This window comes from Shewanella sp. ECSMB14101 (genome assembly GCF_000773485.1).
GTDB classification, from domain to species: domain Bacteria; phylum Pseudomonadota; class Gammaproteobacteria; order Enterobacterales; family Shewanellaceae; genus Shewanella; species Shewanella marisflavi.
In genome coordinates, this window is the sequence record NZ_JSFF01000004.1 from 66,848 (window position 1) to 89,863 (window position 23,016).

General features: G+C 50.6%; 18 protein-coding genes. 9 read left to right on the plus strand and 9 right to left on the minus strand.

Going from position 1 to position 23,016, the window contains the following annotated elements; translation table 11 throughout:
• Window positions 1–9 precede the first annotated feature (9 nt).
• Genes cybH through hyaA form a run of 3 tightly spaced genes read right to left on the minus strand, consistent with a single transcriptional unit; the run spans window position 10 to window position 3,539 of the window.
• On the minus strand, window positions 10–681 hold the full coding sequence (gene cybH, locus NY07_RS05225; protein WP_033538295.1) for a Ni/Fe-hydrogenase, b-type cytochrome subunit: 672 nt from the start codon (window positions 679–681) through the stop codon (window positions 10–12).
• Window positions 682–691: 10 nt separating this feature from the next.
• The gene (hyaB, locus tag NY07_RS05230) at window positions 692–2,398 is read right to left on the minus strand and encodes a nickel-dependent hydrogenase large subunit (protein WP_033538296.1); all 1,707 of its coding nucleotides are present in this window, start codon (window positions 2,396–2,398) and stop codon (window positions 692–694) included.
• A 4-nt stretch (window positions 2,399–2,402) separates the two neighbouring features.
• The gene (gene hyaA / locus NY07_RS05235) at window positions 2,403–3,539 is read right to left on the minus strand and encodes a nickel-dependent hydrogenase small subunit (protein WP_033538297.1); all 1,137 of its coding nucleotides are present in this window, start codon (window positions 3,537–3,539) and stop codon (window positions 2,403–2,405) included.
• Between the two features lie 344 nt (window positions 3,540–3,883).
• Between hyaA and NY07_RS05240 the strand changes: the two genes are divergently transcribed.
• The 7 genes from NY07_RS05240 to NY07_RS05270 all read left to right on the plus strand — a co-directional run bounded on the left by NY07_RS05240 (window position 3,884) and on the right by NY07_RS05270 (window position 12,814).
• Window positions 3,884–4,300, plus strand: a complete 417-nt coding sequence (locus tag NY07_RS05240; RefSeq protein ID WP_033538298.1) for a CBS domain-containing protein — start codon at window positions 3,884–3,886, stop codon at window positions 4,298–4,300.
• A gap of 157 nt (window positions 4,301–4,457) precedes the next feature.
• Window positions 4,458–8,357: an ATP-dependent RNA helicase HrpA gene (gene hrpA / locus NY07_RS05245; RefSeq protein ID WP_373681755.1), complete on the plus strand. Its 3,900-nt coding sequence runs from the start codon at window positions 4,458–4,460 to the stop codon at window positions 8,355–8,357.
• Window positions 8,358–8,776: 419 nt separating this feature from the next.
• Entirely contained in the window at window positions 8,777–8,935 is a 159-nt protein-coding gene (locus tag NY07_RS05250) for a periplasmic nitrate reductase, NapE protein (RefSeq protein WP_033538299.1), read from the plus strand.
• Window positions 8,936–8,975: 40 nt separating this feature from the next.
• Window positions 8,976–9,233, plus strand: a complete 258-nt coding sequence (locus tag NY07_RS05255; protein WP_033538300.1) for a chaperone NapD — start codon at window positions 8,976–8,978, stop codon at window positions 9,231–9,233.
• A gap of 2 nt (window positions 9,234–9,235) precedes the next feature.
• Window positions 9,236–11,725, plus strand: coding sequence for a nitrate reductase catalytic subunit NapA (gene napA / locus NY07_RS05260; RefSeq protein ID WP_033538445.1), 2,490 nt, complete (start codon window positions 9,236–9,238; stop codon window positions 11,723–11,725).
• 11 nt (window positions 11,726–11,736) lie between these two features.
• On the plus strand, window positions 11,737–12,216 hold the full coding sequence (locus NY07_RS05265) for a nitrate reductase cytochrome c-type subunit (RefSeq protein ID WP_033538301.1): 480 nt from the start codon (window positions 11,737–11,739) through the stop codon (window positions 12,214–12,216).
• A 10-nt stretch (window positions 12,217–12,226) separates the two neighbouring features.
• Window positions 12,227–12,814: a cytochrome c3 family protein gene (locus NY07_RS05270; protein WP_033538302.1), complete on the plus strand. Its 588-nt coding sequence runs from the start codon at window positions 12,227–12,229 to the stop codon at window positions 12,812–12,814.
• A 66-nt stretch (window positions 12,815–12,880) separates the two neighbouring features.
• Here the strand turns inward: NY07_RS05270 and NY07_RS05275 are convergent, their stop codons facing one another.
• The 5 genes from NY07_RS05275 to NY07_RS05295 form a co-directional block, all read right to left on the minus strand.
• Entirely contained in the window at window positions 12,881–13,810 is a 930-nt protein-coding gene (locus NY07_RS05275) for a LysR family transcriptional regulator (RefSeq protein WP_033538303.1), read from the minus strand.
• Between the two features lie 241 nt (window positions 13,811–14,051).
• Window positions 14,052–14,546, minus strand: coding sequence for an acetolactate synthase small subunit (gene ilvN / locus NY07_RS05280; RefSeq protein ID WP_033538304.1), 495 nt, complete (start codon window positions 14,544–14,546; stop codon window positions 14,052–14,054).
• Window positions 14,546–16,267, minus strand: a complete 1,722-nt coding sequence (locus NY07_RS05285; protein ID WP_033538305.1) for an acetolactate synthase 3 large subunit — start codon at window positions 16,265–16,267, stop codon at window positions 14,546–14,548. Before NY07_RS05285 ends, ilvN begins: the two co-directional genes overlap by 1 nt.
• Before the next feature lie 404 nt (window positions 16,268–16,671).
• A complete protein-coding gene (locus tag NY07_RS05290; protein WP_033538306.1) occupies window positions 16,672–17,895 on the minus strand; it encodes a multidrug effflux MFS transporter in 1,224 nt (407 codons plus the stop codon).
• A gap of 196 nt (window positions 17,896–18,091) precedes the next feature.
• Entirely contained in the window at window positions 18,092–18,964 is an 873-nt protein-coding gene (locus tag NY07_RS05295) for a class II glutamine amidotransferase (protein ID WP_033538307.1), read from the minus strand.
• A gap of 233 nt (window positions 18,965–19,197) precedes the next feature.
• Here NY07_RS05295 and NY07_RS05300 point away from each other — a divergent pair, with 233 nt between their 5' ends.
• Window positions 19,198–21,060, plus strand: a complete 1,863-nt coding sequence (locus NY07_RS05300; protein WP_033538308.1) for a choice-of-anchor I family protein — start codon at window positions 19,198–19,200, stop codon at window positions 21,058–21,060.
• Between the two features lie 81 nt (window positions 21,061–21,141).
• Here the strand turns inward: NY07_RS05300 and NY07_RS05305 are convergent, their stop codons facing one another.
• Window positions 21,142–21,792 carry a glutathione S-transferase gene (locus tag NY07_RS05305; protein WP_033538309.1) on the minus strand — a complete coding sequence of 217 codons (651 nt, stop codon included), beginning with the start codon at window positions 21,790–21,792 and terminating at the stop codon, window positions 21,142–21,144.
• A gap of 219 nt (window positions 21,793–22,011) precedes the next feature.
• Between NY07_RS05305 and trhO the strand changes: the two genes are divergently transcribed.
• Window positions 22,012–22,998 carry an oxygen-dependent tRNA uridine(34) hydroxylase TrhO gene (trhO, locus tag NY07_RS05310; protein ID WP_033538310.1) on the plus strand — a complete coding sequence of 329 codons (987 nt, stop codon included), beginning with the start codon at window positions 22,012–22,014 and terminating at the stop codon, window positions 22,996–22,998.
• The last annotated feature ends 18 nt before the right edge of the window (window positions 22,999–23,016 follow it).

Below are 23,016 nucleotides of genomic sequence, written 5' to 3' on the forward strand. Positions count from 1 at the left end.
CGCCCTTATTTAATGTTTCTTAGGGTGGTAGTCATAGCCAGAGACAATAGAATCTACCGAATTATGTTTAAATCTTATGCCGGTCCATACCGCCATGTAGACGTGAATGACGACAAAGATAATAAACACCCAAGTAAAGTAATGGTGCCAGATACGTACCTGAGCCAAACCGCCCATGGCACTGGTTACCCAAGCAGCCATATCAGCCAACATGCCGCCTAAACCTAAGTGGTAGACATTGGCATACAGTGCCAGTCCCGTAATGCAGATAAGTACTGCGACCACAGAAATGGCAAAGTAGGTGACAAACTGTAATGGGCCGTAGACACCTTTCTTGTCCAGGTGTCCCATCCAGAGATAGGACTTAAGCTGCACTATCCAGCTGTTGACACTGGTGACATCTTTAAAGGATCGCCGCTCAATATCACTCTTGCTGAAAAAGAACAGATAAGCTCGCACTAAAGTGATGGCACATAGCAGAAAGCCAAACACTTGATGAGCAAATCTTATCCATCCCTGAACCAAGACATCAGAGCTACTTGGTGCGACCAAGAACGGCCAGGCAATATAGAAACCTGTAATGACAAGAACCAATATGGCTAGCGCTCGCAACCAGTGAAAAATCCTGATCGCGGCGCTGAAGATAAAGGCTCTCTCATAGGGTACATTGTGTGTAGCCATGAGTTGCTCCTTAGTTATTGCCGTTTGGGTCGATACGGAACTCACCCAAGTCTTGACCCTTATAGTCCATTACGTGTACCGAGCAGGCCATACAAGGGTCGAACGAGTGGATGATACGTATCACCTCAAGGGGCCTAGTCGGATCTTCCATCTTCAGTCCTATTAGCGATGCCTCATAAGGACCTACCTTACCCGCTGCGTCCACAGGACCTGCGTTCCAGGTGGTGGGCACCACAGCTTGGTAGTTTTCGACTAAACCATTTTTGATACGGATCCAGTGACTGAGCATGCCGCGTGGCGCCTCAATCATGGCGTGACCCACATACTCCTTGTTTGAATCGATTTCAGGTTTCACATAGGTCGCTTCATCGACTTGAATGTTACTAATGAGGGCGTCGAAAGTTTTAAGGCCTTCTTCAGCAACAATCACGGTTTGCAGCATGCGCGCCGCAGTGCGGCCTAACGTGGTGAACAGCGCCTCAACCGGCAGACCTGTCACTTCCAACAGACCGTTAACGGCATCGACAACCACCTTGTTTCCGCGGGCATAGCTGACCAGCAGGCTAGAAAGTGGTCCCACTTCGACAGGCTCACCTTGATAGCGTGGTGATTTCACCCAGCTGTACTTACCGTCGCCATCCAGTGTCGGCAACTTACCGTACACAGTGTCGCGTTCTACAAAACCTGTGTAGTTAGGGATAGTGGTGCCGTCATATGGATGTTGAGGACCCTCTGCATCGTACCAGGCGTGGCTAACGTCTTCTTTGATCAGGTCTGGGTTTAAATCACTGACATTGGCCAGATCGCCATTCATGATCACACCCTGATCAAACATGTATTGGCCATCGGCTAAGACAAAGTCATTAGTTGCCATGAAGTTCTTCACATTGACGCCGCCCAGCACGCTAGGCTCGCCGCCGAAGGCTTCTGCTGCCATGACGATATCGGCCTTGTAGGCACGATGGATAAAGTCGGTCACTATGGCATGCTTCTGTTTCCACTCCTGCAGACGGGCAGGGCTGAGCATGTCACGTACCGAGGTAACACCGCCGACTACCAGTGACTGTGGATGTGGCTGCTTACCACCGAAGATGGCCAGCATTTCGGCGGCAACGCGCTGTACTTCCAGTGCCTTAAGGTAGTGTGACAGGGCGATTAGGTTCTGCTCTGGGGTAAACTTATAGGTGCCGTTACCCCAGTAGGCATTGGCGAAGGGGCCGAGCTTACCGGTTTCGACAAAGCCTTTAACACGCTCTTGTACTGCGCGTAGTTCACCTTCACCGGCGGCGATTGGCTTGTCGGTATACTTAAGGGCAACTTGTGCCGCTGCAGCGGGATCGGCGCTTAGTGCTGAGACCACATCTACCCAATCCAGCCCGTGGAGGTGGTAGAAATGTACTATATGGTCGTGCATATAAAGCGAGGTCTGCATCAGCGAGCGCAGATACTTGGCATTTAGTGGGATCTTCAATCCTAAGGCGTTCTCAACCGCCTCGGTACCACAGCGATAGTGGGAATAGGTACAGACACCACAGATACGTTGTACGATAAGGCCCACATCCATTGGGGTACGTCCCTTAAGGATCACCTCGATGCCACGCCAAAGAGTGGAAGAGGACCAGGCTTTTTGAACAACATTATTTTCGTCGACTTCGACCTCGATGCGCAGATGGCCTTCGATTCGAGTGATAGGGTCGATAACTACACGTTTGCTCATTGAATTAGTCCTCCTTAGAATTGGCAAATACGCTGGCAACAGCGTGAGCGCCGATACCTACAGCTGTGGCACCCAAGATCACTGCGCCGACAGTATCGGCCGTTGCGTCCAGTCCGTGAAGGAGCTGTCTGCCAAGGGGTTTTTCAAAGTCGGCCATATCGTCCCAGAAGTTAGGTTCAGAACAGCCCATGCATCCATGACCTGCAAGTACTGGCCAACTGGTGTGATGGTTGAATCTTTCTGTGGGGCAGTTGTTATAGGTATAAGGTCCTTTACAGCCCACTTTGTAGAGGCAGTAGCCGTCTTTTGCACCTTGATCGCCAAACTCTTCGACAAACTCGCCGGCATCGAAGCGGCCGCGACGTTCACAGTTATCGTGTACCCGTGCGCCATAGGCCCATTTAGGACGGTTAAACATATCCAGTGCGGGAAGTTTACCGAACATGATGAAGTACATGAGTGTACCGACTATGTTCTTTTCGCTCGGTGGACAGCCACCTAAGTTAACCACTGTCTTATCGATCACCTTGTCGACACCTTTAGCGCCGGTTGGGTTCGGCGCTGCGGCCTGAACGCCACCGAAGGCGGCACAAGTACCCACAGAGATGATGGCGGCTGCGCCCTCGGCTGCATGGGTGACGATCTCAAGTCCGGTATGGCCCTTACATCCTACTGTTAGGAAGGCACCGTTGTTGGCCGTAGGTATAGCCCCTTCGACCGCGAGTAGATAGTTACCCTTATAGGCTTCTAGGGCATGCTCCAGGTTCTCTTCAGCCTGCCAACCCGCAGCGGCCATCAAGGTCTCATGGTATTCCAATGAAACATGATCGAAGATAAGGGAGTCGAGGTTAGGTGTGTCTGCGCGAACTAATGATTCGGAGCAGCCAGTACATTCGGCCATGTGCAGCCAAATGAGCGGTACCCGATCAGCCAGTTCGGCGGCTTCGGCAACTAAGGTACTAAATGGTAATGGTAGCGCAAGCATCGCGGTAACGGCGGCGCTCCATTTCATAAAGTCTCGACGGCTAATGCCATGCTCTTCCATCTTGTCTTGCAATGTATGAGCATGACGAGGCGCTAAGCGACGTAACTCTTCGAGGCGTGCTTGGCCTTGCTGATATAAGGCGGCATGTGTGTCCATGGTTAACCCTTTGTTTTCTTTTTTGATGCGAAAATGTAGTGGCACGTTTCAATGACTTAGTTTAGGCCTCAAGTTCAGAGTGAATGTTGACATACATCAACATTTGTAAACCTTGTGAATCGCAAGGGCTTTTAAGCTTGCTGCGATATGAGCTGGATCAAGTTAATTTTAAAATATGGGTCAAAATGTCCCAATTTGGCGGGTAAAATTGATCGGCTTCAAATTTTTTGATTGTTAAGTAAGTGGCTGTTTTGTCTGCTTATAAATAAAATTGGTCAAATCTTCGGCTTTTTAGACCAACCTTATATACACTTAAGGTGCAGACACTAAAAAGGAGTCAGAATATGGAGTCGATGAAAGTCGTTGATTATATGGATCGCCAACCCGTGTTATTACAGGCGGATATGACACTGGCTGCTGCAGTCGAAAAGCTGTTAACACAAAAAAAATTAGGCGCGTCTGTGGTTGATACACAGGGTCATTTAGTGGGGTTTTTGTCGCAACAAGATTGTTTAGCCGTGATGCTAAAGAGTACCTATCATTGTGATCTTACCGCCAACGTGAGCGACTGTATGCGCACCGATGTGCTTAGCGTTGCCAAAGATGAGTCCATCATAAGCCTTGCCGAGCAGATGCTGCTGCCTAAGCCAAAAATCTATCCGGTTGTCGATCAAGGCAGGGTCATTGGCATCATAGATAGAAATGCCGTGCTGAGGGCGATCAATAACTCTATGCAGGAGTGTTATCTCAAGCCTGCCTAAGCTTATGCTTCAGTTCACCTTTTTTCGTATCCCAGTATTGGGGCCTCAGTAAGAGAAAAGGTGAACAAATTAGCCCGTCTGGCGCGATTTTCCATACCAAAGTGGACCGTTACTTGGTAGGATCTCTGCTTTGTGTTTTGCTATATGGGTTTTGCATTTGAATTCGCCACGTCACCCCTTGTCTCATGCCTTCTTGAATCAGTGTTATCAGGCCGATGCCTCACGTATCAAACGCCGCTTACATAGGTTAAAAAAACAGGCCGATGGTGAGCAGAAAAATGAGCAATTGGCTAAGTTAGCTGAGCAGGCCATTGCTGCAGCGGCCAAGGCACAGGAACGTTTACAAAACCGACCCGAGATCAGCTATCCCGAAGCCCTGCCAATCTCACAAAAACGTGCGGAAATTGCCGAGGCGATCGCCAACCATCAGGTGGTGATTGTGGCCGGTGAAACCGGCTCGGGTAAGACGACTCAGCTGCCTAAAATTTGCCTCGAGCTTGGCCTAGGCAGTCGCGGCCTTATCGGTCACACCCAGCCCCGTCGACTTGCTGCTCGCAGCGTCGCAAGTCGTGTGGCCGAAGAGCTAGGCAGTCCCTTAGGCGAAGTGGTGGGCTTTAAGGTACGCTTTGCCGATGCCATTAAGCCGACCTCCTATATTAAGTTGATGACCGACGGTATCTTGTTGGCGGAGCTGAGTTCAGACAAATACCTGGATCAATATGACACCATCATTATCGATGAGGCCCACGAGCGAAGCCTGAATATCGACTTCATTCTGGGTTATCTCAAGAGTGTGCTCAAGCGCCGCCCGGATCTTAAGGTGATCATCACCTCGGCCACCATAGATGTGGATCGTTTTTCTAAGCATTTTAACAATGCGCCCGTGATCGAGGTGTCGGGTCGAACCTATCCGGTGGAGACCCGCTATCGTCCTTTAGTGCGCGAGCAGGATGAAGACTTGGATCTCACCGACGGCATCTTTGCTGCGGTTGAGGAGCTGATGGGCGAGGGGCCCGGCGATATCCTGATCTTCCTCAATGGCGAGCGTGAAATCCGTGACCTAGCAGACCAACTCAATAAGCAGCAATACCGAGATACCGAGGTTCTGCCTCTCTATGCGCGCCTCTCCTACGGCGAGCAGTCTAAGGTGTTTAAGAGCCATCGCGGGCGACGTATTGTGCTGGCCACCAACGTGGCGGAAACCTCGCTGACGGTACCAGGGATCAAGTATGTAATTGACCCAGGGACGGCACGTATCAGTCGTTATAGCTACCGCACTAAGGTGCAGCGCCTGCCAATTGAGCCTATCTCTCAGGCCAGCGCCAATCAGCGTCAGGGTCGTTGTGGCCGCGTGGCGCCGGGGATCTGTATTCGTCTCTACGATGAAGCCGACTTTAACAATCGCCCCGAGTTTACCGATCCCGAGATTTTACGAACCAACCTGGCTTCGGTGATTCTACAGATGCTTTCCATTGGCCTTGGCGACATCGAAGGTTTCCCCTTTATTCAGCCGCCCGATGCGCGTTACATTCGCGACGGCTTCCTGCTGCTGGAAGAGTTGCAATCGGTGAGCAAACACAAGGGGCAATTGCAACTGACGCCTCTTGGACGCCAGCTGGCGAGTATTCCGGTGGATCCGCGTCTGGCGCGCATGGTGGTACAGGCCAAAGACTATGGCTGTCTGCATGAGACATTGGTGATCACTGCGGGTTTGTCGATTCAGGATCCTCGTGAGCGTCCTATGGATAAGAAGCAGGCCGCCGATGAGGCCCACCGCCGCTTTAACGATAAGGATTCCGATTTTATCGCCTGGGTTAAGCTGTGGGATCATATCAAGGAGCAGCAAAAGGCCCTGTCGGCCAGTCAGTTCCGCAAGTTATGTAAGCAGGAATTCCTGGCGTACCTGCGGGTGCGTGAGTGGCAGGATCTCTATACGCAATTGCGTCAGGCAGTGCATGACCTTAAGTGGAAGCTCAACAGTGAGCCCGCCGACTATGAGCTGCTGCATAAATCCCTGCTGACCGGCCTGCTGAGCCATATCGGCTTTAAGGATAAGGACAACAAATATCTTGGCGCCCGCAATCGCAAGTTCTTCGTTTTCCCAGGATCGCCGCTGGCGAAGAAGGGGCCAAAGTGGATCATGGCGGCGGAGATGACCGAGACCTCGCGCCTGTTTGCCCGCTGCTGTGCCAAGATCCAGCCAGAATGGGTCGAGCCACTGGCCGGCCATCTGGTAAAGAAGAGTTATGTCGAACCTCATTTTGAGGCCAAGCAGGGCAGTGTGGTGGCGCTGGAGAATCAGCAGCTGTATGGGTTAACCATAGTCAATCGTCGCCGAGTGCAATATGGCCCGATCGAGCCTGTTGAGGCCCGCGAGATCTTTATTCGCAGTGCATTGGCAGAAGGGGAACTTCGCACCAAGGAAGCCTTCTTCGTTAAAAATCGCGCCCTGCTGGAAGATATCGAAGCACTGGAACATAAGTCCCGTCGCCGCGATATCTTGGTGGACGAGCAGGCGCTGGTGGATTTCTATCAGGCGCGCATCCCCGAGGGGATCTACAATGCGCCTAAGTTATTGACCTGGTGGAAGCAGGAGAAGAAGCGCCAGCCCCATCTGCTGGATTTCGAGCGTGAGCAGCTGATGAAACGCAGCGATGAGCATGTCTCTGCGCTGGATTTTCCCGACAGCTGGCATCAGGGCAACTTTAACCTCTCTCTGAGCTACCATTTTGAACCCGCCGATCCTGACGATGGCGTTTCAGTGCATCTGCCTGTGGCGCTGCTTAATCAGATAGAGGCTCAAGGCTTCGATTGGTTAGTGCCTGGGCTAAGGGAAGAGAAGATCACTGCGCTGATCAAATCTTTGCCGAAAACCCTTAGACGTAACTTTGTGCCGGCACCAGATTACGCCAGAGCCTGCCTGCAGGCGATGACTAGCATTAAGAGCAGCACGAATATCAGCGGTGAGATGAGTCTGCTGGAGGCCATGTGTAAGCAGCTGCTGCGGATGAGCGGCGTGCGTATCTCGCCAGATGATTTTGACCTCTCTCAATTGGCGCCGCACCTGCTAATTAACTTTAAGGTTGAAGATGATAACGGCAAGCTGTTGGCCCAAGGGCGGGATCTGGATCAGCTTAAAGATAAGTTACAGGGTAAGGTGACCCAGGCGATCCGCAATGTGGCCGAGAGTGGTATTGAGCAGAGTGAGCTAACTCAGTGGAGCTTCGGTGAGCTGCCCAAACAGTATGAAAAGCGCCGCGGTAATTTCCAGGTGAAGGCGTTTCCTGCGCTGGTGGATAATAAGACTAGTGTGGCGATTAAGCTATTTGACGATGAGCATGAAGCCAGTCGCAGTCATAAGGTGGGTTTGCAGCGTCTCTTGTTGCTCAATATGCCATCGCCAGTTAAGCACCTGCAGAATACCCTGCCCAACAAGGCTAAATTGGCGATGTATTTTAATCCCTTTGGGCAGGTGCAGTATCTAATCGACGATATCTTGTCGGCGGCGGTGCAGCAGCTGCTGGATCAGAAGGGCTTAGATGTGCGTAGCGAAGCGCAGTTTGAACAGGCAAAAGATATCGTGCGTCAGGATCTTAACCCTACGGCGGCCAAGATAGCCCTGCAGGTGGAGGAGATTTTGACCCTGTATCAAAAGGTGAAAAAGCGTCTTAAAGGCAAGATTAGTCTGGATATCGCCTTTGCGATGAGTGATATTCAAACTCAGCTGGATAACCTGGTGTTTAAAGGGTTTGTAGAGCAGTGCGGTTGGCAGCGCCTGGCAGATTTAATTCGTTATATTAAGGCGATTGATAATCGCTTGGATAAGCTGCCGGTCGATCCCAATCGCGATCGTTTGCACCTGCACAGTATCAATAATGTGCAGCAGACGCTGGCGGCACAGCTGGCCAAGGTGCCGCGTAGTGCAGCCGTTCCCGAGGCGCTGCAAGAGGCGCGCTGGATGATAGAGGAGTATCGCGTCTCCTGTTTCGCTCAGGTGCTGGGTACCGCCTATCCCATCTCTGAGAAGCGTATCCTGAACCGTATCGCCGAAGCCTGATTGTTGTCATTATGACTAAAAAAGCACCCGCAATGGGTGCTTTTTTATTACCTCTGGAAAACCGAGTCTACCCCCATTGATATATTTTTACGATTTAGATCACGTTTTGACTTACTAAATCGCGATTTTATGACTATGTTTTAGTTGTTTATGAATAGCTAATTTATTCATTTTGTTGCTTTCTCAATCGAAAAATATGTCTAGGAGAAGTGATCCGGGTTTTATCTGCTTCAAAAGGATGATCCAGATCAAACCTGCATAGAATTTACCGATTTAGGGGTATACAGAATGTTAATAAGTTATTGATACCATAAATACCAGGAAAAAAAGTACGGTTTTATCGATTGATTGGCCCACACCAACCACTGGCAAGCCGGCTTTATCTGAGATGAAAATCGGCATGACCCGTTGGAGGATGCATGAGTTCCACACCTAATGAAGAGAAAAGTTTAGAGCTGAAAATATTTGTGTTTCTAACCGTTTTTCTTGCTCCCCTGCTGTCAGTGATACTCGTTTCTGGTTTGGGGTTTGCTATCTGGTTTAGCCAGATACTAACCGGACCACCAGGTGCAGGTTAAACCACTGCTATCAAACAAATATAAAAGAGTGAAAATATCAATGAGCAATGAACTTCACGTCACCAGTTTAGTGGTTCAGGTTAAGCCTGAATTTATGTCCAGTGTCAGACAGACAATCATGAAGATGGAAAACGCTGATTTGTCTGTCAATGATGAGATCAAGTTGGTTGTTGTGCTCGAAGGCATGACCCAAAAGGGGCTGATGGCTGACATTGAGGCGATCAACAAAATTGAGGGCGTGCTGTCCGCAGCCATGGTGTATCACCAGAGTGAAGTGCTTGAAGAGGTTGAAAAATGAAGATGAATCGACGCGAATTTATGAAGGCAAATGCGGCTATGGCCGCTGCCTCAGTAGCTGGTTTAGCCCTGCCTGCAACAGCAAGCAACCTGATTACCAGTTCAGAGCAGACTAAGCTTGAGTGGAACAAGGCACCTTGTCGTTTCTGCGGCACTGGCTGTTCGGTCATTGTTGCAACACGCGACGGTAAAGTCGTTGCCACCCATGGTGATGCTGAGAGTGAGGTGAACCGCGGTCTGAACTGTATCAAGGGTTACTTCCTGTCTAAGATCATGTACGGCAAAGACAGACTACAGACCCCCATGCTGCGTATGACCAATGGTAAGTACGACAAGCATGGTGAATTCACGCCGGTTAGCTGGGACACCGCCTTCGACACTATGGCGGAAAAATGGAAAGCCACCATTAAGAAAAAGGGCCCAACCGCTATTGGTATGTTTGGCTCAGGCCAGTGGACAGTTTGGGAAGGTTATGCCGCCTCTAAGCTGATGAAGGCAGGCTTTGGCTCGAACAACATTGACCCTAACGCCCGTCACTGTATGGCGTCTGCTGTGGGTGGCTTTATGCGCACCTTCGGTATCGATGAGCCTATGGGATGTTATGATGACATGGAGCACGCCGATGCCTTTGTGCTTTGGGGCTCTAACATGGCCGAGATGCACCCCATCCTTTGGAGCCGTGTCACCGACCGTCGTCTGAGTGCGCCGCATGTTAAGGTGTCAGTACTATCGACCTTTACGCACAGATCTTTCGACTTAGCCGATCTCGGTATCGTCTTTACGCCGCAGACAGATCTGGCAATCCTTAACTTCATTGCCAACTACATCATTCAAAACGATGCGGTGAACTGGGACTTCGTTAAAAAGCATGTCAACTTCCGTCAGGGTGAAACCGACATAGGTTACGGTCTGCGTGCAAGCCATCCGCTACAACAAAAAGCTAAGAACGTGAAGACGGCTGGCAAGTCTACCCCGATTGAATTCGACGCTTTCAAGGCCTTTGTTGCCGACTATGATGTGGCATCAGTCAGCAAGCTTTCAGGCGTGCCAGAAGATAAGTTGATTGAACTGGCGAAACTCTACGCCGATCCGAATACCAAGGTCACCTCATTCTGGACCATGGGCTTCAACCAACATACCCGTGGTGTGTGGTGTAACAACCTGATTTATAACATCCATCTGCTAACAGGTAAGATCTCAACGCCGGGTAACAGCCCATTCTCGTTGACAGGTCAACCTTCAGCCTGTGGTACCGCTCGTGAAGTGGGCACCTTCTCACATCGTCTGCCAGCAGATCTTGTGGTGAATAACCCAGAACACAGAAAGATTGCCGAGAAGATTTGGAAGATCCCTGATGGCATCATTCCACCTAAGCCTGGCTATCATGCGGTAGAGCAGAATCGCCGCCTCAAAGATGGCGACATCAATGCTTACTGGGTGCAGGTGAACAACAACATGCAGGCCGCCCCTAACATGAATGAAGAGGGCTTACCTGGTTACCGAAACCCCGAAAACTTCATTGTAGTGTCAGATGCCTACCCAACGGTGACGACTCAGGCTGCTGACCTTATCCTGCCTACCGCTATGTGGGTGGAGAAAGAGGGCGCCTATGGTAACGCAGAGCGTCGTACCCAGTTCTGGCATCAGATGGTCAAAGCGCCGGGCGAGTCTCGCTCAGATCTCTGGCAGTTGATGGAGTTCTCTAAGCGCTTTACTACCGACGAAGTCTGGCCAAAAGAGGTGCTGGCGGCCAATCCAGAATACAAGGGCAAGACCTTGTTCCAGGTTCTTTATCAAAACGGTAATGTCGATAACTTCCCCCTAGAGCAGGCGGATCCTAAGTACATGAACGATGAAGCCAAGCACTTTGGTTACTATGTACAAAAAGGCCTGTTTGAAGAGTACGCTGCTTTTGGTCGCGGTCACGGCCATGACTTGGCGGACTTCGATACCTATCATGAGGTGCATGGCCTACGCTGGCCTGTAGTGAATGGCAAAGAAACCAAGTGGCGTTTCCGTGAAGGTAGCGATCCTTATGTGAAACCAGGTACAGGCTTCCAGTTCTACGGTAAGCCAGATGGTAAGGCTGTTATCTACGCACTGCCATACGAGCCTGCCGCTGAGTCACCAGATGAAGAGTTTAACCTCTGGTTATCGACCGGTCGTGTGCTAGAGCACTGGCATTCAGGTTCTATGACTCAACGTGTGCCTGAGCTGTACCGCGCCTTCCCCGATGCAGTCTGCTTCATGCATCCAGATGATGCCAAGAAGCGCGGCCTGCGCCGTGGTGATGAGGTGAAGGTGGTGTCACGCCGTGGTGAGATAAAGACACGCGTCGAGACCCGTGGTCGTAACAAGCCACCCGTCGGCCTGGTCTTTGTACCTTGGTTCGATGCCAGCCAGCTGATTAACAAGGTGACGCTAGATGCGACGGATCCTTTGTCTAAACAGACTGACTTTAAGAAGTGTGCAGTTAAAGTGGTTAAGGCATAAGGAGGATCACCATGAAAACATTGAAATTTGTAACTTTTGCGACCCTGGTGAGTCTCTCTGCAGCTGCGGTATTTAACGTCAGCGCTGCCAGTGTGCCAGATGAAAAGGTGGCCACCCTGAGACAGGCGCCGCTTGACACTAACCCGACGCCACCTGTGATGCCTAAGGTTCGTAACACAGACATCAAGCAGGTGCGTAACTACCCCATGCAGCCGCCTGTGATCCCACATAAGATCGACGGTTATCAGGTTGACCTTAAGGTAAACAAGTGTATGTCTTGCCACGCCCGCAAGCGTACAGGGGACTCACAGGCGCCTATGGTGAGTGTGACTCACTACATGGATAGAGAGAACAACTTCTTAGCGGATCTATCACCACGTCGCTATTTTTGTACTCAGTGCCACGTGCCACAGCTGGATGCTAAAACTCTGGTAGATAATGAATTTATCGATATCGACCACTTAATCAAAGCTGAAGCAACTAAGCACTAGGAGCGGCCGTATGTTAGATAAGTTGAAAAAAATCTGGCAGGTGTTAAGAAAGCCCAGCGTGCATTACAGCTTAGGTTTTCTCACCTTAGGCGGCTTCATTGCTGGGGTCATCTTCTGGGGGGGATTCAACACTGCCTTAGAAGCGACCAACCAGGAAGCTTTCTGTATCAGTTGCCACGAGATGGAAAATAACGTGTATGAAGAGTTGAAGACAACCATACACTTTACTAACCGAAGTGGTGTGCGTGCGACCTGTCCTGATTGTCATGTTCCCCATAACTGGACAGACAAAATAGCCCGTAAGATGCAGGCCTCAAAAGAGGTTTGGGGTAAGGTATTTGGCACTATTAATACTCGTGAAAAGTTTGAGGCCAAGCGCCGTGAACTGGCCGAGCATGAATGGGCACGACTGAAAGCCAACGATTCGCTCGAATGTCGTAACTGCCACAATTTCGACTACATGGATTTTACTCGTCAATCGACACGTGCGGCCAATATGCACTCCACCTCATTGGCCAGTGGCGAGAAAACCTGTATCGATTGTCATAAGGGTATTGCTCACCACTTACCTGACATGAAAGGAGTCGAAGGCTTCTAGCCTAAGATTCCATCTCCAAGCAAAACGCCAGCCTTCATCTCGCTGGCGTTTTTTTATGGGCCTTTCTCAAGTTTCATACCCTTGCACAGAGTCGATGATTAACTCCCGCAGCCAGCGATGACTGGGGTCGAGATCGAAATGTTTGTGCCAGAGCAGCAGATAAGTGCCGGGGACCATTTGTGTGGGGGCGGGCAAGGAGACCAGCTTATATTGACCCATCATCTCTTTGGCGTATTTTGCCGGTGAACAGAGGATAAGATCGCTCTGCTCACACAGTTGCATGGCGCTATTAAAATCGGTGAGGTTAACCGCAATATCCCGTTTAAGGTGTTTTATCTGCAGTACATCATCAAGCAGCCAGTGGGAGATACCGCCAAAGGTGACCTGTATGTGGCGATACTTGAGGAAAGTATTGAGGTTCCATTCTTCGCTAAGCAGTGGGTGGCCCTCGCGTACCAGACACAGAGAGATGTCTCGGGTCAGCTCGACGTAGCGCAAGGCGCTGGGCAGGTTATTGACATGCTGTAATGAGCGTTCGTCCCATTCTCGGCAGGCAATTCCCAGATCGGTATCGCAGCGCAGCAGACGCTCCATGCTCTCGTTGTGCCAGGTCTGGCTATCTATAGTGATCTTAGGCGCTTGTTTAAGCAGGGTTGGCATGAAACGCGGATAGGTCAGCGAGTAAGCAGTCTCGACCAATTCAAGGCGAAAACGCCTGTGGCTCATAGAGGGATCGAAGTCACTGGGTCGGGTAAGAGAGGAGACCTGGTTCAGGATCTGGCGGATCTCAGGCCCGAGCTGTTTAGCCTTAGGTGTTGGGCGAAGGCCGTGGGCGGTGCGCTCAAACAGTTGATCGTCGAAGGACTCTCTGAGCTTATTGAGTTGCTTACTTACCGCAGACTGGCTGAGGTGTAGGCGCTCTGCTGCAGCGGTGACACTTTGCTCCTCGAGTAAAACTTCCAGCAAGGGCAGCAGGTTAAAGTCGAATGTTTTCAATGGGTGTTCCGTCAGGGATGGCTTAGCTGGTTTCATGATAGCCAGCTGGCCGTTTTTTAGGTAGCCCTATCTCAAAGTTTGTCTTGGGCTAGCTTTAGCTAAGGTGTTGGTTATGCGGCCTATTGGAGGAGGTCAAACTTGCCGAAGGTGGTTACTAAGCGCATCAGTCCAGCATTAATAATAAAACGCCAGCAGCTGCTGGCGTTTTTGGTTGAGGCCTAAATAAGATTAATTTATCGTTTTAGGCCCGCATCGCTTTTTCGCCGCGGCACAGACCGACAACGCCAGAGCGTGATACCTCGATAACCTTAGTGACCTCACCGATAGCCGTGATAAAAGCATCGAGTTTGTCTGAGGTGCCTGCCATTTGAATGGTATAGAGCTCAGCCGTCACATCCACTATCTGACCGCGGAAGATGTCTGCTGTGCGTTTGACTTCTTCGCGACCCGCTCCCTTGGCCTTTACCTTCACCAAGGCCAGCTCCCGCTCGATATGGCTGGACTCGGTAATGTTAGATACCTTAAGGATATCAATGAGTTTGTGAAGCTGCTTCTCAATTTGCTCAAGTACTGCTTCGTCAGCCACCAGGGTAATATTCAGTCGTGACAGGGTGATATCATCTGTCGGCGCTACCGTCAGGCTTTCGATGTTGTAGCCACGCTGAGAGAAAAGGCCTACTACACGAGATAGGGCGCCGGGCTGGTTTTCGAGTAATACAGAAATAATTCGACGCATTAGCTTTTCTCCGTTTTGCTTAGCCACATTTCATTCATTGCCCCACCACGGATCTGCATGGGATAGACGTGCTCAGTTTCATCGACACTGATATCGACAAAAACCAGCTTGTCTTTCATTGCAAGGGCCTTTTCCAGGCCGGCTTCTAGCTCGGCGGGATCGCTAATGGTCATGCCCACGTGGCCATAGGCCTCGGCAATTTTGGCAAAATTAGGCACTGAATCCATATAGGAGTGGGAGTGACGACCCGAGTAGATCATGTCCTGCCACTGTTTTACCATGCCAAGGAAACGGTTGTTTAGGTTTATAATTTTTACAGGTGTGTCGTACTGTAGCGCCGTTGATAGCTCCTGAATATTCATTTGAATGGAGCCATCACCTGTGACACAGATGACGGTTTCTTCAGGCATCGCCATCTTCACCCCCATGGCGGCTGGTAGGCCAAATCCCATGGTGCCCAGGCCGCCTGAGTTGATCCAGCGACGCGGCTTGTTGAAGGGGTAATAGAGGGCTGCAAACATCTGATGCTGTCCCACGTCAGAGGCCACATAGGCATCGCCCTGGGTCAGCTTATGCAGCGTCTCGATCACTTGTTGCGGCTTAATACGCTCGCTATTGGTGTCGTAGGCCAGACTATTGCGACTGCGCCATTGATTGATCTCGCTCCACCAATAATCGATGGCACCTTCATCGTTTTTCATTGCTGGGTCACTGTCCAGCAGGGCGAGCATATTATCGAGCACATTATCCGCCGAGCCTACGATAGGGATATCGACCCTGACCGTCTTAGAGATGGATGACGGGTCGATATCGATATGCAATATGGTGGCATTGGGACAATATTTCTCAACATTGTTGGTGGTGCGATCGTCAAATCTTACCCCGATACCGAAGATAAGGTCGGCATTGTGCATCGCCATATTGGCCTCATAACAGCCGTGCATGCCGAGCATGCCGACGCTATTGGCGTGGGTGCCGGGAAATGCCCCTAGACCCATTAGAGTGCTGACGACAGGAATGCCTAAACGCTCAGACAGGGTGCGGATCTGTTGGTCGCAGCCGGAAATCACCGCACCGCCGCCCACATAAAGCACTGGCTTCTTGGCTTTTATCAGTGCCTGCAGTCCGCGGCGGATCTGCCCTTTGTGTCCCGTAGTCGTGGGGTTATAAGAGCGCATGTTTATCTCATCTGGATATTGATATTCATGCAAAATTTGCGGGTTAAGGCAATCTTTAGGAATGTCTACCACCACAGGGCCGGGGCGACCGGTTGAGGCGATATAAAACGCCTTCTTAATGATGCCCGGAATATCCTTGGCATCAGTGACCAGGAAGCTATGTTTCACCACGGGGCGAGAGATGCCGATCATGTCGCATTCCTGGAAGGCATCGTTACCAATCAAGTTGCTGGGCACCTGACCCGAGAGGACGACCAGTGGGATCGAATCCATGTAGGCGGTGGCGATGCCAGTGATCGCATTGGTGGCACCTGGCCCTGAGGTGACAAGTACCACACCCACTTTACCTGTTGCGCGGGCATAACCATCAGCCATGTGCACGGCGGCCTGTTCATGGCGTACGAGAATATGTTCAATGCCAGATTTTTGATGCAGAGCATCGTAGATATCGAGAACTGAGCCACCAGGGTAGCCGAAAATGTGTTTAACGCCTTCATCGATTAATGATCGGACGATCATGCTGGCGCCGGAAAGTTTTTCCATTATTGATCCCTCATAGTTACCGCGACGGTATGCAGTATCTTGCTACAGCGACGGTAATCGCTCTAAACAAAGAGTCTGAAGGGTAATTCAGACTCGCGCTTTATCTTAAAAGCCAGTGTATGGCTCCTAAGTTCAGGTGACTGTTGCTAGTGAACAGAATTTCATCATATGCCAAAGAATGATGAATTCAAGCCTTTTCTCTGCAAAAAAATGACAACTTGAGCAAAACTCACGTTTAAGAGGGGAAAATAGCGCTTTTTAGTCGAGGTATACTGTGATGTATCAAGGGGCCGCTTATATGCTTAGTGTGTCATTAGACATAAGTATCATATAGTTAGGCTAGTTAACCTGATAGGGCGCCGACATGGCTGGTATCGGCGACCTTTTGGGTTATCTTGGCATAGTTAATACTTTTTATGCTGGTTATGGGCAAGAAACTGAAACAGTCCTACTAAGGTGACAGCACCCAGCATGAGGGCTGAGAAGGGGACGGCCGTCCCTGTATAAAAGAGTGCCAGCAAGGGGCCCGCCAGGGCGCCAAAACCAAACCTTAAGGTGCCAATGACAGCCGTTGCTGTGCCAGTTTCTTGCTGGAATTTCATCAAGACGATGGCATCGGCATTGACCGACATGATGCCTAAAAAGCCCATAAAGGGAATTAGCATAGCAACGGTAAAGTGAAAACTGAGCCCGAGGAGGTTTACGCTCAGCAGGCAGATACCAGAAATCGCCGCGAGGAAGGTCGCGACTTTTAACATTCTGCGAGAGCCATATTTGACCACAATACGGCTGTTGATCACATTGGCCAGCATCAGGGCGCCCACATTGGTGCTAAACAGAATAGCAAACAGGCTCTTATCCAGACCAAACACCTCCATGTAAACGAATGGTGAGGCGGTGAGATAACAGAAAAAGGCAAATGAGGTCATGACGCCGCTGGCGATATGCAGCTTAACGCCAGGTTTGGTAAAGACAACGGCATAGGCACCGAAGAAAGATTTCTGGCTGCGCCCCTCATGTTGACTGTCACTGGGCATGCGTAGCTTAGTGAGCACCAAGCAGAGTAACAGGCTGGCATAAAAGGCGAGAATAAAGAAGATCAGATGCCAGTCGCCAAATTCCAGGATCAGACTGCCCAAAGTGGGCGCCACAAGGGGAGCGAGCATCATGATCAGGCTGACGTAAGACATCCCCTTAGCGGTATTTTGGCCGTACACCTCTTTGATATAGCCAGGCACAACAACAGTGGCCGCGGCGCCAATGAAGGCCTGCACAAAGCGCAGTCCCAAAAACAGCTCGACATTCGTCACAAAGGCGAGCGCCAAACTCACCAGCATAAAGCCCGTCAGACCGATGATCACTAAGGGGCGACGCCCAATGCGATCGGCGATAGGGCCGAAAGTTAGCATGCCCATGGCATAACCGGCTAGGTAGAGGCTTAGTGACTGCTGGACTGTGGTGATGCTGGAATTAAAGCTGCTTGCCAAGGTCGCCATGGCAGGCAAATACATATCGATCGCCAGCGGCGTGATGGCCACGATAGCGGATAACATGGGGATTAACAGGGCGAGACTCAGAGTGCCCTGTGGTCTTGAAGACTGAAATGGCGGGATCGACGTATTGTTCACTCATACCTCTTGTGACGGGTTTAGGGTTATTTTTGGGTGTGATAACAGAGAAAGGGTGTTATCCGGGGGAAGGGATATTGTAAGGGATCTGGCCAAGTCTTGGCTAATGCTTTATTGCGCTTTGACCAAAGCGCCTTTGGTGCTTTTGTAACAAGACCTTGCAGGTATCTGGCGGGACGAGCCCGCCAGATCTGGGTTAGAGCTCTGCCTGATAAGGCAGGAGAATTTTTCGCTGGCTCACCAGCTCGTTGCCTATGGCACTGACCATGTGATTGCGCTCCACCTTAGTCCAGTACTCACTCTGATCGGTAGGGGGCTCGGAGCAGATGATGATGCAGGCATCTTTGCCGTCATGGGGAATAAAGTCGATGCTCTCTTGCGTTTCACCTATCAGGCCGCGGCCATAAAAAAGTGAGGCCGGTTTAGCGCCCTCTAAGGTGGCGAAACGGGTCACAACGGTATGTCTGCCGTCGGTTACCGCAAAATTAATGAAGGCATTGGTGTCGGCACCAGCTGCTTTTCGAAGACTCATGATGCTGGCGATAGTGTCTTCCATCGCCTGTTCCAGTTGACTCAGACTGGCCTGCTCGGCAAAGCCGAGTTTATCCATGAAAAGAGCAAAGGCATATTCAGAATCTGTGTTGCCCTTGATCAATGCAAAGGCACGATCTGAAAGTTGATTAAGTAACTGACGGCGAAATTTATCAAACTGATCCAGACGGCCGTTGTGCATCCAAAGGTAGTGCATGCAGGAGAAGGGATGGCAGTTAGCCTGGCTGACGGGCATTCCCTTGGAGGCATCACGCACATGAGCGAAATAGTGCTGTGTCTCCACTTTTTCAGCGATCATCTTAAGGTTACGGTTGCTCCAGGCGGGGTCGACATTGACGAAAGTGGCCGGAATGGGATCATCCTGGGTAGGGTACCAGCCCAAGCCAAAGCCGTCGGCATTGGTGGGCACCTTACGTTTTTGCGCGTATTTACTTTGCATCACTAAAGAGTTGGATGCTTTAAATATCAAGGGGGACATCAGGGCCTTGGGGCCACTATAGGTTAAAAATCTGCACATGGATTCTCTATCCGTAATCATACCGAACCAAAATTTAGCGCGATTTTAATCAGTGACAAAGTGAAATTTTACCAACGACCCCGAAATGGTGGTTGAGTGTCGTTAAATTGTCATCTACCTGTCATGAGTTTGCCTTATCTGCCTTTTAGCTTAGCGCCATTTACAGGCCACTTATCATTCTTTTTTAGGATGGTAAATCGTGCCGATTAGCGCTAACGACAAAGGATAATCCCATGAAAAAAACGGTAATAGCATTGGTGGTGGCAAGTATAGGTCTGACGGCCTGTAATGGTGACGACGGCAAGGACGGTGTGGATGGCAGTCATGGCGCCAATAGCCTGGTGAAATTGACAGAGGTTGCCGCAGGAGATAGCCAGTGCCCGTTAGGTGGCCAGCTGATACAGACGGGACTGGACCTCAATGGCAATGGCATGCTCGATAGCGCCGAAATCAACGCTGAGCAGAGCCAATATCTATGTCGAGAGGTTGAGCAGCAGCTAAGGGCCGACTTGATTGGTCGCTACGCCTCGGGTGTGTTTGGCCAAAGCGCCGCGGAGATCTTGGGTTTTCATGGCGCAACCGGTCATGTTTTTGTGGTCAATGCCCAGAGTGGTAAGGTGGATATCATCGATGCCTCGGGTCTTAGCGGGCAGCCAGTAGGTGCTGAGGTGGCATTGACCCTTAACAATTTACCTAAGTTGCGTGAACTGGATGTCGCGCAAGATCTTGGTCATGAGCGCCTTGGAGGCGTTAATAGTCTGGCCATTCATGGCGATCTGCTGGCGGCGGCCATTGAGCGCGGCGATACCCTTGGCAACAGCAAGCAAGACCTGGGCTACGTCGCCTTTTACCGAATCGGCACATCGGGCGAGGTGAGTTTTATGCACGGAGTCGAGGTAGGCGCGTTGCCGGATAACCTGGTATTTAGCCATGACGGTAAACAGGTCTTGGTGGCGGGTGAGGGGGAGCCAAGCGATGACTATCTGGTCGATCCCCTCGGGACGATTGCCTTCATCGATGTGGTCGATGGCGTACCGGCAACCAGTGCCACGCTGCTCAATTTCAGTGACTTTAATGTGGGCGCCGCCAGAGAGAGTGAATTGGCCGCTAACATTAAGATCAATGGCCCAGATGCCAGCGTGGCGCAGGATTTAGAGCCTGAATATATCAGCGTGTCGGCAGATAGTCGCCGTGCCTATGTCAGCCTGCAGGAAAACAATGCCATCGCGGTGATCGATATTGCTCAGAAGCAGGTCATTAGTATCTGGCCTTTGGGGGAGAAGGATTTTGGCGCAGCGCAAAATGCCATCGATGCCAGTGACAAAGACGATCGCGTTAACCTTCAGGTCTATCCAGGTGTAGTGGGTCTGTATCAGCCCGATACCATCACCAGTTTTCAGTGGCATGGCAGTGACTTTGTGGTGACGGCCAACGAAGGTGACTCGCGCGATTATGGGGGATTTTCTGAAGAAGTGCGTGCAGCCGACCTGCTGCTCGATCCCAATCATCTTCAATATGCTGCGGCTCAGGATAAGACGCAGTTAGGACGTCTAAAGGTGACGACCTCCATGGGCGATCAAGATGGTGATGGCGACTATGACAAGATAGTGGCCTATGGTGGTCGGTCTTTTTCTATTTGGGATCAAAATGGTCAGCAGGTGTTTGATAGCGGCAGCGACTTTTCCCGCATTACCGCCGCGTTGCTGGGCAGCAACTTTAACAACAGCAATGAAGAGAACAAGGGGGACAGTCGCAGTGACGATAAAGGCGCCGAGCCTGAGGCGCTGGCGATTGGTGAGGTTAACGGTAAGCGTTACGCCTTTATCGGTTTAGAACGAACGTCGGGTTTTATGATCTATGAGATCACCAATCCATTTGCGCCTAAGTTTGTTGATTATGTCGTTAATCGTGATTTTGAGGTGGGTTTCGAAATTGATGGCAGTGATGTCACTGGCACGCCTGAAGTGGCAGGAGATCTCGGCCCTGAAGGCATGGCTTTTGTTTCCGCCAGCGACAGCCCAACCGCTCAGCCTCTGCTCATCATAGGTAACGAGGTCAGCGGTAGCACCAGCGTGTATCAGTTGTCACTGCACTGATGAGCCTGTTTAACGGCTAGAGGATGATCAAGGCGCCAATATGGCGCCTTTTTACATATTATTAGTGGGTTAAATCATGTTTTATTTTGAAAACAGAGAGAAGCTCTCACCACTTTCAAGCCAGGTGGGGTACTTCTTCATGATCGCAACAAAAGCCTGGCTATTGATATGCTCGCTGAGCCAAGCTTGCACCTTAGGGTAGGGAGCCTGTTGCCACCACTGTTTATCCACATGGGCAAACTGACGTATAAAGGGGAAGATGGCATAGTCAGCGAGGCTAGGCCTATCTGAGACAAGCTGCGCTGATTGCGTTAACCGCGCTTCAAGGGTGCGAACAAACGCTTCACCTTTGGCGCGATAGTCACTTGCCGAGTGCTCTGGATGACGATCGGCATATTTATATTTGTCTAGCCAAGGTTTGAACTGGTTATCGTTGTCGCTTATCAGTGCCATGGCGCTTTGATGAACTTGCGGTGCAGCGCAAAGTAGTTGGTGACTATCTTGCTGGGCTAATGCCCAGAGCATGATCTCAAGGCTTTCATCGATGACGCGACCATCATCGAGTACTAACACAGGCACTGTGCCCTTTGGGCTCGCCGCTAACATGGGCTCAGGCTTATGCTTTAACACTATCTCCCGCAGTTCCACCTCTTGCTGGGCTAAATAGAGCCCCAGACGGGCGCGCATAGCGTAGGGACAACGACGAAATGAGTATAAAATAGGCCTTGGCATGTAAGTCTCCTTGTTGAGCACGCTATTTTTCATGGCTTTGGTCGAGATCGCAACCCCATAGTTTTACGGTCAGGCCCGCGGCCTAATACCCTTACTTTTTCTCCCTGTTTGTTTGACTGTGATTTAGGTAGAATTCGCCTCCATTTTGCGCCATAGATCACAAAGGCGCTTTGTTATGCACTGGGGATTAAGCCTCAGGGAGCAGTAAAAGAGGTCAATATGTCTCAAGTCGTTGTATGTGCGTTATATAAGTTCGTCTCTCTGCCAGGGTTTGCCGCCCTGCAGCAGCCTTTGCTGAAGGAGATGGAATCATTGGGGATTAAAGGGACTCTCCTGCTCGCCAGTGAAGGAATAAACGGTACCGTTGCCGGCAGTCAGGCCGGAATTGAGGCACTGCTGGCTTGGTTAGATGGTCAATCAGGACTCGATAACATTGTCTACAAGTTGTCGTTTGATGATGAGATGCCTTTCTATCGCACTAAGGTTAAGCTGAAGAAAGAGATAGTGACCATGGGAGTCGAAGGTGTCGACCCTCGTAAGGTGGTCGGTACCTATGTGAAGCCTAAAGATTGGAATAAACTAATTTCTGATCCCGAGGTGCTGCTTATCGATACCCGCAACGACTATGAAGTCAGCATAGGCACCTTTAAAAATGCCGTCGATCCTAAGACACAAACCTTTCGTGAATTTCCCGATTACGTAAAGCAGAATCTGGATCCTAGCCAGCATAAGAAGGTGGCCATGTTCTGTACCGGCGGCATTCGCTGTGAGAAGTCGACTGCCTACCTGAAAGAGCAAGGGTTTGATGAGGTCTATCACTTAGAAGGCGGTGTGCTCAAGTACCTGGAAGAGGTGCAACCTGAGGAGAGTCTCTGGGAAGGTGAATGCTTTGTGTTCGATAACCGTGTGTCGGTTAACCATAACCTGGAAAAAGGGCAATACGATCAATGTAATGCCTGTCGCCTGCCGATCACAGAGGAAGACAAGCAAAGCGAGCACTATGTGCAGGGCGTCAGCTGTCCTCACTGCATCGACAAGCTGTCTGAAAAGCAGCGCAAGCGTTTCGTCGAGCGCGAGCGTCAGGTGCAGTTAGCCAAGGCGCGCGGCGAATCCCATATTGGTAGTGACGTAAAACAGGTTATTGATCAGCGACGTCAGGACAAGACACAGCGTCGTCAGCGCCAAGCAGAGCAGGGTGTTCGCTAATTTTTTTACCTCGAAACT

Bases quoted from the DNA above. Each gene is read 5' to 3' on its own strand.
- NY07_RS05300 (WP_033538308.1), top strand. From the start codon at position 19,198: ATGAAAAAAACGGTAATAGCATTGGTGGTGGCAAGTATAGGTCTGACG.
- ilvN (WP_033538304.1), bottom strand. From the start codon at position 14,546: ATGCGTCGAATTATTTCTGTATTACTCGAAAACCAGCCCGGCGCCCTA.
- NY07_RS05305 (WP_033538309.1), bottom strand. From the start codon at position 21,792: ATGCCAAGGCCTATTTTATACTCATTTCGTCGTTGTCCCTACGCTATG.
- NY07_RS05270 (WP_033538302.1), top strand. From the start codon at position 12,227: ATGTTAGATAAGTTGAAAAAAATCTGGCAGGTGTTAAGAAAGCCCAGC.
- cybH (WP_033538295.1), bottom strand. From the start codon at position 681: ATGGCTACACACAATGTACCCTATGAGAGAGCCTTTATCTTCAGCGCC.
- trhO (WP_033538310.1), top strand. From the start codon at position 22,012: ATGTCTCAAGTCGTTGTATGTGCGTTATATAAGTTCGTCTCTCTGCCA.
- NY07_RS05240 (WP_033538298.1), top strand. From the start codon at position 3,884: ATGGAGTCGATGAAAGTCGTTGATTATATGGATCGCCAACCCGTGTTA.
- hyaB (WP_033538296.1), bottom strand. From the start codon at position 2,398: ATGAGCAAACGTGTAGTTATCGACCCTATCACTCGAATCGAAGGCCAT.
- napA (WP_033538445.1), top strand. From the start codon at position 9,236: ATGAATCGACGCGAATTTATGAAGGCAAATGCGGCTATGGCCGCTGCC.
- NY07_RS05265 (WP_033538301.1), top strand. From the start codon at position 11,737: ATGAAAACATTGAAATTTGTAACTTTTGCGACCCTGGTGAGTCTCTCT.
- NY07_RS05295 (WP_033538307.1), bottom strand. From the start codon at position 18,964: ATGTGCAGATTTTTAACCTATAGTGGCCCCAAGGCCCTGATGTCCCCC.
- hyaA (WP_033538297.1), bottom strand. From the start codon at position 3,539: ATGGACACACATGCCGCCTTATATCAGCAAGGCCAAGCACGCCTCGAA.
- NY07_RS05255 (WP_033538300.1), top strand. From the start codon at position 8,976: ATGAGCAATGAACTTCACGTCACCAGTTTAGTGGTTCAGGTTAAGCCT.
- NY07_RS05250 (WP_033538299.1), top strand. From the start codon at position 8,777: ATGAGTTCCACACCTAATGAAGAGAAAAGTTTAGAGCTGAAAATATTT.
- NY07_RS05285 (WP_033538305.1), bottom strand. From the start codon at position 16,267: ATGGAAAAACTTTCCGGCGCCAGCATGATCGTCCGATCATTAATCGAT.